Below are 11,032 nucleotides of genomic sequence, written 5' to 3' on the forward strand. Positions count from 1 at the left end.
GCCGCTGATGTTTGAGCAAAATGCTGTGTGCTTGCTATGCTGGGCAGATATCTTTGTATGCAGGTCTGGCAATTCTCTACCCCGTCTTTGAGAAACCCCTTTAATGAAATTCCGTTTTCCCGTCGTTATTATCGATGAAGATTTTCGCTCCGAAAACATTTCGGGCTCTGGTATTCGTGCACTGGCTGAGGCGATTGAAGGCGAGAGCATGGAGGTACTTGGCTTAACCAGTTACGGTGATCTGACCTCATTTGCGCAGCAATCAAGCCGTGCCTCGTGTTTCATTCTTTCGATTGATGATGATGAAATCAGCGCTAACGGCGTGGATGAAAATGGCGAAATTGTGCATGCCTTGATTGCCTTGCGCGCTTTCATTGCCGAAGTGCGCCGGCGTAATGCGGATCTGCCGATTTTTTTATACGGTGAGACGCGCACTTCGCGCCATATTCCAAACGATATTCTGCGTGAGCTGCATGGTTTTATTCATATGTTTGAAGACACGCCGGAGTTTGTCGCGCGCCATATTGTGCGCGAGGCGAAAAGCTACCTGAATTCGCTCGCGCCACCGTTTTTTCGCGCGCTGACTCATTATGCGGAAGATAGTTCATATTCATGGCATTGCCCAGGGCATTCAGGGGGCGTGGCCTTTTTAAAGAGCCCAATTGGTCAGATGTTCCATCAGTTTTTTGGTGAAAACATGCTGCGCGCCGATGTTTGCAACGCCGTTGATGAATTAGGCCAGTTACTCGATCATACGGGGCCAGTTGCTGCCTCAGAGCATAATGCCGCGCGCATTTTTAGTGCGGATCACGTGTTCTTTGTCACGAATGGCACATCGACTTCTAATAAGATTGTTTGGCATGCAACCGTTGCCCCCAATGATATTGTCTTGGTTGACCGTAATTGTCATAAGTCGATCTTACACGCTATTACAATGACCGGCGCGATCCCCGTGTTTTTGACGCCTACGCGAAATCACTACGGCATTATTGGCCCCATTCCACGGGATGAATTTAAACCAGAAAATATTCGCCGCAAGATTGAAGCCAACCCGTTTGCACGTGAGGTCCTTAAGCAAAATCCGCTAGTACGGCCACGCATCTTGACCATCACCCAGAGCACCTATGATGGGGTGGTGTACAACGTTGAAATGATTAAAGAGCTGCTTGGAGATCTACTGGATACGTTGCATTTTGACGAAGCTTGGTTGCCCCATGCAGAGTTCCATCCTTTTTATCGGGATATGCATGCCATCGGGGCAGGTCGCGCTCGCACCGGCGCACTGGTTTTTGCGACACATTCAACGCATAAATTGCTGGCCGGAATTTCGCAAGCATCGCAAATTGTCGTGCAAGATTCGGAGCACTGTTCTTTCGATCGACATCGCTTTAACGAAGCTTATTTGATGCACACTTCAACCAGCCCACAATACGCGATCATCGCCTCCTGCGATGTGGCTGCTGCGATGATGGAGCCGCCTGGTGGCACGGCGCTGGTTGAGGAGTCGATTGCCGAGGCGCTGGATTTTCGTCGCGCGATGCGCAAAGTGGGTGCTGATTATGGCGCGGATTGGTGGTTTGAAGTGTGGGGGCCAGAAGCCTTAGCAGAAGAGGGCATTGGCGACCGTGAAGATTGGATGCTAGCGCCGCATGATCGCTGGCATGGCTTTGGCGAGCTAGCCGAAGGTTTTAATATGTTAGACCCCATCAAGGCGACAATTATCACGCCTGGATTGAATGTAGAGGGAGACTTTGGCGCAAGCGGCATTCCGGCAGCGATCGTGACCCGTTATCTGGCCGAACATGGGATTATTGTTGAAAAAACTGGGCTCTATTCTTTTTTCATCATGTTTACGATTGGCATTACCAAAGGCCGATGGAATAGCATGGTGACCGAGCTCCAGCAATTTAAGGATGATTACGATAATAATCAGCCACTATGGCGTATCTTGCCCGAATTTGTCGCGCATTATCCGGCGTATGAAAGAGTCGGCTTGCGTGATTTGTGCCAACAGATCCACACCGTCTATAAGTCAAACGATGTGGCACGCATGACCACCGAGATGTATCTATCCAATATGGAACCGGCGATGAAGCCGGCAGATGCGTTTGCCAAACTCGCCCATCGCGAGATTGATCGGGTTCCGATTGATGAGTTAGAAGGCCGCGTCACGAGCGTATTATTAACGCCTTATCCACCAGGCATTCCGCTGCTTATTCCAGGCGAGCGTTTTAACCGTGCAATTGTCCGTTATTTACAATTTGCGCGTGAGTTTAATCAGCATTTCCCAGGTTTTTATACGGATATTCATGGCCTGGTGACTGAGGTTGTCGATGGGCGCGCAGTCTATTTTGTCGATTGCGTGCGCGATTCATGATGCGCTCTCCGCTGTGCGGCGGAGAGCAGGTTAGTTAAGTTGTATAGAGCGCCTTGCGTGCGGCATTGAGTGCCTGTTGGACTTGTTCCGGCGCGGTGCCGCCCGGATGTTGGCGGCTTGCTACGGAGCCCTCAAGCGTCAAGTAGCTAAATACTTCAGGTTCGATGAGCCCTGCGTGGGTGGGCAAGATACTGCGTAACTCATCTAGGGTAAGATCGGTCAGGTTACAACTGCGCTCAATACAAATCCGTACGGTATGCGCGACGGCCTCATGCGCATCACGGAATGGTACGCCGCGCTTGACCAAATAATCCGCTAAATCAGTGGCGGTGGCATACCCTTGTAACGCTGCTGCACGCATGGCTTCGGGCTTAACTTGAATGCCGGCAACCATGTTTGCAAAGATGCGTAAAGTATCGACCAAAGTGTCAACGGTATCAAAAAGAGGTTCTTTGTCTTCCTGATTGTCTTTGTTATAGGCCAGAGGTTGCCCTTTGACGATGGTTAATAACGCGATCAAGTGGCCATTGACGCGACCGGTTTTGCCGCGCACCAGCTCGGGAATATCGGGATTTTTCTTTTGCGGCATGATGGACGAGCCGGTACAAAAACGGTCCGGCAAATCAATAAAAGCCACACGCGGGTTCATCCAAAACACCAATTCTTCAGATAAACGCGAGAGGTGCGTCATAATTAGAGCGGCCACTGACACAAATTCAATAACAAAGTCTCGATCAGAGACGGCATCGAGAGAATTTGCGCACAATTGATTAAAGCCAAGTAATTTGGCAACCCGCTGCCGTTTAATCGGATAGCTGGTGCCCGCTAGAGCTGCTGCGCCTAAGGGCAGGGTGTTAACGCGTTTGCGGCAATCCAGTAAACGTTCGCTATCGCGCGCCAACATTTCAACGTAAGCCAGTAAATGGTGGCCGAAAGTGACCGGCTGAGCCACTTGTAAATGTGTAAAGCCAGGCAAAATCGTAGCCACGTGCGGTTCGGCAAGCTCAATCAGAACTCGCCGCAGCTCGATCAGCAATGGATGGATTTGATCTATTTCACCGCGTAGCCAGAGCCGCATGTCAGTTGCAACTTGATCATTGCGCGAGCGGCCAGTATGTAAACGTTTGCCCGCATCGCCAATCAGTGTGGTAAGACGCGCTTCAATATTTAAGTGAACGTCTTCTAAAGCAATCTGCCAGTTAAATTCACCACGCTCTATTTCGCCACGGATTTGCGTCATCCCACGCTTAATGTCGTTAAAGTCGTCTAGGCTAATGATCGCGCATTCCGCCAGCATAGTGGCATGCGCAAGCGAGGCTTCAATATCGACGAGAGCCAGTCTTTTATCAAAAAAAACGGATGCAGTGTAACGCTGTACAAGTTCGGGTAACGGTTCAGAAAAACGAGCCGACCACGCTTCGACTTTTTTATCAAGTTGAGAGGTCATTGAGATCGCAAATAGAGAGGGAAGGCTAGCTAGCCCGACAAACTTCAAAAGTTGCTGAATTATAGCAAGAGCTTGGCGGGAGTGAAAAATAGGCCAGTTTGGCACTCTAAGGCGAATGCACGCTCCTAGGCGGGTCAAACTGGCTTAATTTAACTTGTAATTTAAAGTCGTTAATTTATGATAGTTAAATTTCTTTTAAACTAGTATCTAAAACCGCTAATGGATTTTTTAAAGTCTGTCGGCTTATTATATTATTGATCCGGAAATTTATTTAAGGTTTCCATCACGGAATCATTCATTAGCAACTCTGAGCGCTTTAATTTTATCGTCAGAAAGTTGCGTGACTTGTTTAATAAAATCGAGCTTTGTGCCGCAGGCTAGTAGATTTTTAGCAATTTCAAGCGCAGCCTCTTGCCAACCTTTTTGCTGCCCTTCTTGTAACCCTTCTTGACGTCCCTCTTCAATTAAATATTGTGCAGCAGACATAATATCCTCCTGATAATGTGGTGAGATGTTAATCATAGATTGGACAAATTGCTTGTCGATTCCTCGACTTTCATTTGCTAGATAATATAGCAATCCTCTTCTTTTTTCAACTGAGAGAGGATAACGCTCAAAGAGCTCAAATATTTTAGGCGCAAGCTGCGTTAGCTCCCAACGGTGGATGTACTTTTGCGCTAAGCTCATGGCTGCGCAACGCTTATGGGTTATCAACACCTCGTCTGGTATCGCTGATAAATCAATCAGTTGAATTGAGTGAGTTAACGCAAATATTTTTTGTGCTAGTGATTGGTGTTTGAAGCATTCTAAAAGACTGAGTGGCCCTTTATAGGGGCCTATGCCCCGATTAAAAATTAATGGCACCACCACCGGTAGTAATGCATGACCTTGATTAAGGTGTTGTTTCATAATGGCGCTTTGATAACGCCATAGCTTAAAAGGTGTTAATTGACCCGCTGCGCTTTCATGTTCTAACAGAATATACGCGGGGCCTTGGCCTTTGATGGCTTGGATTGAATAGGCAATGTCACTGTAATGCTGGCTTAAATTGTCTTCAACAAATGCGCCTGGCGCGAGGGTTAAAGTATTGAAATCAAATTCTTGTTGCAAAGAATTAGGTAAATGGGTTTGTAGAAATTCTCTGGCAATCTCTACATCCATCAGAAATAACTTGCATAAGGCGTCATGCGGCATGGATAAAGCATTCATTTTGTTGATCGACGTATCGCCCCAAGAGGTTAAGCATGCTCCACATTCTGCCGCGCCGCCTCAATCATGAATACTAGGCTAAATAGCTAATTTGCTGATGATGCAATGCTCCGTAAATCAAAAAAATCGCTATCGAGGTTTACCACCACTGATAAAAGTGATGCACTGGACCTGTGCCACTTCCCACGGTCAGCTTTGCGCTATTGATCAAGGTTTGGGTTAGATACGCTTTGGCATCGCTTACTGCATTTTCTAAATCTAGTCGTTGCGGCCTTAAGGCCGCAATAGCGGCGGATAAAGTGCACCCTGTGCCATGCGTATGAGTACTTAAAATGCGTGCGCCGCCAAGACGTGTATGATGACCATTTGCTTCAATGAGCCAATCCGGGCTGAACTCGCTGCCTAGGTGGCCGCCTTTCATCAATACTGCGCGTGCTCCTAAAGCGCATAGCGCTTCGCCCTGGAGCACCATTTCTTCTTCGCTCGTAGCGCAGTCTTGTTCAAGTAGAGCGGCTGCCTCAGGTAGGTTGGGCGTAATCAGTTCGGCAAGTGGGATAAGTTCTGCGCGTAAAATTGCAATGGCTTCTTTATCGAGCAATGCATGCTGGCTTTTTGAGAGCAACACTGTATCAAGGATCACATGCGCGGGTTGGTAGCGGTGCAGCGCAGCTGCTACCGCCCGTACAATATCTGCCGTGGCGAGCATGCCAATCTTGACCGCATCAATCTGAATGTCGCTCAAGACAGCATCAAGCTGCGCACTTACAGATTCTGCAGTCGCTGCATAAACGCCCTGTACGCCATGCGTATTTTGTGCCGTGAGTGCCGTGATAACCGTGGTCCCATATACCCCCAGCGCTGAAAAAGTTTTTAAATCAGCCTGTATGCCAGCGCCGCCCCCAGAATCAGAACCAGCGATAGTCAGCACATTGTGAATGGAAGTAGACATAAAAAGCTTCCTTTATCCGACCTTTAACAAAGTTTAAGGCTTATTTTCGCCAATCGATGCCACAGCATCAAATTGACGCTGATTGGCTCGATGTAAGCACATTAACGCCCACATCATGACGCAAACGAATAGGCCGAACAAGATAATCACTAAGGTAACTGGCATTTCTAACCAAATCAAGGCTGCATAAAGGCATAACATCGCCAAGACCGATAAATTCTCGTTAAAGTTTTGCACGGCAATTGAGTGACCCGCAGACAGCAAAACATGCCCTCGATGTTGCAATAGCGCATTCATCGGCACTAAGAAAAAACCAGAAAGTAGGCCAACTGTAACTAAGAGTAGATTGGCCAAAAGCAAATAAAGAGGGATGTGTATAGAGCCAAGATTTAACCCCTGATTCGGCGCTAGATCGTTGGTGATAAATGCCATGGCAATCAGTGCTAAGCCCATCAAAATACCGATTGGCAAAACGCTTAACGAGCGCTTTAGCGGAACTTTAGCCGCTGCAATAATGGCGCCTGCGGCAACCCCTAACGAGACGACAATTTGGAGTGCGGCTGCTCGTGATAGGCTCATGCCCAGCGATAGCTCAGCCCATTTCAGCACAATAAATTGCAGGCTTGCGCCTACGCCCCAAAACAATGTGGTGACGGCAAGAGAAATTTGCCCAAGCTTGTCACGCCATAGCGTTACAAAACAATCGGCAAAATCCGTTATTAAGCGCAGCGGATTGCGTTGCTGTCGCGGATAGCGGGCGCCTGTATCGGGAATGCCAAGATTAAAGACGGAGGCCAAAATATAAATCCCGGTAATCACAAGAATGGCTGCTTGGGTACGAGTTTCAATCAGAGGAAAGTTCAGTCCTAGCAAATAATGCGCAACCGAGGGGTTAATTAAAATGCCGCCAAGGGCTGCGCCAAGAATAATTGAGCTGACGGTAACGCCCTCAATCCAACCATTGGCGACAACTAATTTTTCAGGGGGTAAAAGTTCGGTGAGGATGCCATATTTGGCCGGCGAATAAGCTGCTGCGCCAAACCCCACAATGCCATAAGCAAGCAGTGGATGGGCGCCCAACAGCATGGTGAGACAGCCGGCTACTTTAATCGCGTTGGTGATAAACATCACCCGGCCTTTAAGCATAGAATCAGCAAAAGCGCCAACAAAAGCCGCGAGTAGCACGTAAGAAAGCACAAAAAAAAGCTTTAATAGCGGGGTCATCCAGGGCGGTGCCAACAGATCGCTCAATAACGCAATGGCCGCAATCAGCAAAGCATTGTCGGCCAAAGAGGAGAAGAACTGCGCGGCCATAATAATGTAAAAACCTTTTTTCATTGAAATCGAATCGCTTAGCCTACTGAGATAAAAAAAGTAATGTAAAAGAGGGTTGTTTTCGTGACGTTATAACACGAAAATACGGTTTTTTAAGTGAACCGTCTTAGGACAATCGATTTGTCCTCACCATCAGAATCCATGCCTCGTCCAATTTCCGCTGCTATCGATCTTACGGCGCTTGCTCATAATCTCGCTACCATTCGCCGTTTGGTACCTCAGTCAAAAATCTGGTCTATTGTTAAAGCGAACGCTTATGGGCATGGCTTGGCCCAGGTTCTGCCAGGGTTATGTAAAACCGATGGTTTTGGTGTGCTTGACCTTGACGCTGCAATCAAATTACGGGAGCTGGGCTGGGCCGGGCCAATTTTGTTACTTGAAGGATTTTTTCATACGACCGATCTTGAGGCGGTTGATCGATACAGCTTAGCCACGATTATTCATAGCGATGAACAGTTGCACATGTTGGCGGCAACGCGTCTGACCAAGCCTGTGAATATTCAGTTGAAAATGAATACGGGTATGAACCGACTTGGCTACCGTCCGGAATTTTATCAAGCGGCTTGGCAACGTGCCCGCGCCTGCCCGAATATTGGTCAAATCACGCTTATGACACACTTTTCCGATGCCGATAACGGTCGGGGTGTTGAGTATCAAATGGGTGAATTTGAACGTGGCGCTAAAGAGCTGACCGGCCCACGCTGTTTGGCTAATTCAGCCGCTGTGCTATGGCATGCGCGCACCCATACTCACTGGGTGCGTCCAGGTATATTGCTGTATGGCGCATCGCCTTCTGGCGTTGCGGCAGTGCCTGCCAACTATGGCTTTTTGCCGGTGATGACACTCACCAGCGAGATTGTTGCAGTGCAAACCCTAGTACCAGGAGACACGGTAGGGTATGGTTCCAGCTATAAGGCGGAAAAGCCGATGCGCATTGGCGTAGTAGCGTGTGGTTACGCGGATGGTTACCCTCGCACTGCGCCCTCTGGTACGCCAATTATGGTGGACCATATCAGGACTCAACTGGTGGGTCGGGTGTCAATGGATATGATAACGGTTGATTTAACGGCACTGCCTACGGCCAGGATTGGTTCAAAAGTTCAATTATGGGGCGCTGAACTGCCGGTAGATGAGGTCGCGCAGGCTTGTGGCACGGTGGGGTATGAATTGTTGTGCGCCCTCGCGCCGCGTGTCTCTGTGGTGTAAATGAATATGGCGAAAAAAGCACTTTATGTCTGCAGCGCTTGTGGCGCGCAATCACCTAAATGGCAAGGGAAATGTTTTGCCTGTAACGCGTGGGATACGCTGATTGAAACCCTAGCTGAAACGCCCGCGGCTCATCGTTATCAAGCCTTGACGCAGTCAACCCCAAGTCAGAAACTGGCCGCTATTGAGGCCGCCGATGTGCCGCGCTTTTCAAGCGGCTTACAAGAGTTTGACCGGGTGTTGGGCGGTGGTTTAGTGGCGGGTGGGGTGGTCCTGATTGGCGGAGACCCGGGCATAGGAAAATCAACATTGTTATTGCAATCACTTGCCGCCTTAGCCCGTGAGCGCCGGGTATTGTATGTCAGCGGTGAAGAATCAGGTGCGCAAATCGCCTTGCGCGCGCAACGTTTAGGTCTGGTGGATAATGCTACACGCGCGAGCGAGCTACATTTACTCGCCGAGATTCAGCTCGAAAAAATCCAAGCAGCTATTGTGGCTGAACAACCGACCGTAGCGGTGATTGATTCCATCCAAACGCTCTACTCAGAAGCGCTTAGCTCAGCACCTGGTTCAGTCGCGCAAGTGCGCGAATGTGCGGCACAACTTACGCGCTTAGCCAAACAAATGGGCGTAACCATTATTATGGTTGGCCACGTCACAAAAGAGGGCAGTTTAGCTGGGCCGCGCGTGCTTGAGCATATTGTGGATACAGTGCTGTATTTCGAGGGAGATACGCATTCCGCCTACCGGCTCGTGCGCGCTTTTAAAAATCGTTTTGGCGCAGTCAATGAACTCGGCGTCTTTGCGATGACCGAGCGTGGCTTGCGCGGTGTGGCGAATCCGTCGGCGTTGTTTCTATCGCAGCATGAACATCGCGTGCCAGGTTCTTGTGTATTAGTGACGCAAGAAGGCTCGCGGCCGTTGTTAGTTGAAATTCAGGCTCTGGTTGACACGGCTCACGTGCCCAATCCTCGTCGACTCGCCGTTGGGCTTGAGCAAAATCGGCTCGCAATGTTATTGGCGGTGTTACACCGTCACGCAGGTATTGCCTGTTTTGATCAAGATGTATTTTTGAACGCTGTTGGCGGAGTTAAAATCTCTGAGCCGGCTGCCGACCTTGCGGTCTTGCTTGCGATTCAATCCTCCCTGCGCAACCAGCCACTGCCCAATGGTTTAGTTGTATTTGGCGAAATTGGACTCGCTGGCGAGATTCGTCCTTGCCCACGCGGACAAGAACGTTTGAAAGAGGCGGCAAAATTAGGTTTTTCATTGGCGTTGATTCCAACTGCAAATGCCCCTAAACAAGCCATTGAAGGGCTTGAGATTATTGCGGTGGATCGAATTGAAAAAGCCATTGAACAGATACGTGTGAGAGTGTGAGAAATAGTGGCGCGTGAATTTTCCCTAATAAACAAGAACAAATAACATCCCGTCTTAATACAGAAGCAGGCTCTCCGACTGTGAACACCGCTTAGCCCAATGCGGTAGGCATTTAAATTTGACTTTCAAATCGCATTATTTGCTGGGGGATTACGGACTATCTCATTATAACGACAGATTCGAGTTTTCCGCAGCAGCTCTGCTAAAATCGCGCTTACCTTCGGCAGCATATTGTCGAGGGTTTAAGAGCGCAGCAGAACAAGAAGATTGATGAGTAAAATCTGCCTCTAAAAGCCTTTAGAAGCACGTTAAATGCATTTTTATAATATCTTAATAAAGATAAGGAGATTTACATGCAATCTACATCAGGCGTAACCCCGATAGCAGCTGCCCAAAGCCAAACCAGTACCTTAACGTACTTGACTCTTGCTGACCAGGGCAAGCAAGCCATCAACATTGCACAGAATTACTTAAATAGCAGAGATTATGAAGGCGCACTGCGTTCATTGGAGATGGCGAAAAACAATTTTAAGGATGCGTTGGCTCAGAATAGAGTATTTGCTTTTGGTGAACAGCAGGATATTCAAGCTCATCTAGCTCGAACCTATCTAGTCAGTGGAGATATTTTATGTAATCTGAGTAGATTTGAAGAGGCGTGTGTTAGTTACGAAGATGCTTTGAAATATGGCGCGTTGGAGGCGCAGCAGAAATTAGCATCCTTGCAAAACCCGAGCAGAGAGCGAGAGGAAGTTGTAATCCAAATTGCAAATGGCTTGGGAGGACAAATGATAGATGGTTCGGGGAATACTAGCTATCTGCATTTCAACCCGACAGACAAAGATCTGCAGTTATACGCGGAAGTTCAAAAACAGCAAACCTCTTTAGAGCAAGTGTTGGCGGTGCTGCCTCAGGTACGTGCAGGGAAAGGAGGAAGAACGGTTGTCCAATTTGCATCTGGTGTGGCGAATATCCCAACATCTGGCCAAAATAATAAAATTACGACGATATGGGGCGTAAATAATACCTCTGAAACAATTCCTGGACCCAATCCTATGAATTTAGGCTAGCGCGAGCTTGAGGGGTGCTGCCTAATAGAAATTAGGCAGTATTAAGTATTTGAATATCGGAG

The 11,032-nt window shown here is 48.4% G+C and carries 8 protein-coding genes; 4 read left to right on the top strand and 4 right to left on the bottom strand.

Annotated features, from left to right (window positions below):
- Positions 1-103 precede the first annotated feature (103 nt).
- A complete protein-coding gene (locus MPB2EB_RS03940) occupies positions 104-2,377 on the top strand; it encodes an arginine/lysine/ornithine decarboxylase (protein WP_185182542.1) in 2,274 nt (757 codons plus the stop codon).
- Positions 2,378-2,411: 34 nt separating this feature from the next.
- On the opposite strand, the gene argH is transcribed toward MPB2EB_RS03940, so the two are convergent.
- From argH to lplT, 4 genes are all read right to left on the bottom strand, one after another.
- On the bottom strand, positions 2,412-3,824 hold the full coding sequence (argH, locus tag MPB2EB_RS03945; protein WP_185182543.1) for an argininosuccinate lyase: 1,413 nt from the start codon (positions 3,822-3,824) through the stop codon (positions 2,412-2,414).
- Positions 3,825-4,115: 291 nt separating this feature from the next.
- On the bottom strand, positions 4,116-5,033 hold the full coding sequence (locus tag MPB2EB_RS03950; protein ID WP_185182544.1) for an Rpn family recombination-promoting nuclease/putative transposase: 918 nt from the start codon (positions 5,031-5,033) through the stop codon (positions 4,116-4,118).
- Between the two features lie 139 nt (positions 5,034-5,172).
- On the bottom strand, positions 5,173-5,982 hold the full coding sequence (thiD, locus tag MPB2EB_RS03955) for a bifunctional hydroxymethylpyrimidine kinase/phosphomethylpyrimidine kinase (protein ID WP_185182545.1): 810 nt from the start codon (positions 5,980-5,982) through the stop codon (positions 5,173-5,175).
- 33 nt (positions 5,983-6,015) lie between these two features.
- Complete coding sequence (gene lplT / locus MPB2EB_RS03960; protein WP_185182546.1) at positions 6,016-7,320, bottom strand: lysophospholipid transporter LplT; 1,305 nt, start codon at positions 7,318-7,320, stop codon at positions 6,016-6,018.
- A 138-nt stretch (positions 7,321-7,458) separates the two neighbouring features.
- Between lplT and alr the strand changes: the two genes are divergently transcribed.
- From alr to MPB2EB_RS03975, 3 genes are all read left to right on the top strand, one after another.
- A complete protein-coding gene (alr, locus tag MPB2EB_RS03965) occupies positions 7,459-8,523 on the top strand; it encodes an alanine racemase (protein WP_185182547.1) in 1,065 nt (354 codons plus the stop codon).
- A 6-nt stretch (positions 8,524-8,529) separates the two neighbouring features.
- Entirely contained in the window at positions 8,530-9,903 is a 1,374-nt protein-coding gene (radA, locus tag MPB2EB_RS03970) for a DNA repair protein RadA (protein ID WP_185182548.1), read from the top strand.
- 353 nt (positions 9,904-10,256) lie between these two features.
- Entirely contained in the window at positions 10,257-10,970 is a 714-nt protein-coding gene (locus MPB2EB_RS03975) for a hypothetical protein (protein ID WP_185182549.1), read from the top strand.
- Positions 10,971-11,032: the final 62 nt, after the last annotated feature.

Origin of the sequence: Mycoavidus sp. B2-EB (genome assembly GCF_014218255.1) — a bacterium.
Lineage (GTDB): Bacteria > Pseudomonadota > Gammaproteobacteria > Burkholderiales > Burkholderiaceae > Mycoavidus.

What these genes read in the sequence shown, in the direction of transcription:
- MPB2EB_RS03940 (WP_185182542.1), top strand. Translation starts at nt 104, where the DNA reads ATGAAATTCCGTTTTCCCGTCGTTATTATCGATGAAGATTTTCGCTCC.
- argH (WP_185182543.1), bottom strand. Translation starts at nt 3,824, where the DNA reads ATGACCTCTCAACTTGATAAAAAAGTCGAAGCGTGGTCGGCTCGTTTT.
- MPB2EB_RS03950 (WP_185182544.1), bottom strand. Translation starts at nt 5,033, where the DNA reads ATGAATGCTTTATCCATGCCGCATGACGCCTTATGCAAGTTATTTCTG.
- thiD (WP_185182545.1), bottom strand. Translation starts at nt 5,982, where the DNA reads ATGTCTACTTCCATTCACAATGTGCTGACTATCGCTGGTTCTGATTCT.
- lplT (WP_185182546.1), bottom strand. Translation starts at nt 7,320, where the DNA reads ATGAAAAAAGGTTTTTACATTATTATGGCCGCGCAGTTCTTCTCCTCT.
- alr (WP_185182547.1), top strand. Translation starts at nt 7,459, where the DNA reads ATGCCTCGTCCAATTTCCGCTGCTATCGATCTTACGGCGCTTGCTCAT.
- radA (WP_185182548.1), top strand. Translation starts at nt 8,530, where the DNA reads ATGGCGAAAAAAGCACTTTATGTCTGCAGCGCTTGTGGCGCGCAATCA.
- MPB2EB_RS03975 (WP_185182549.1), top strand. Translation starts at nt 10,257, where the DNA reads ATGCAATCTACATCAGGCGTAACCCCGATAGCAGCTGCCCAAAGCCAA.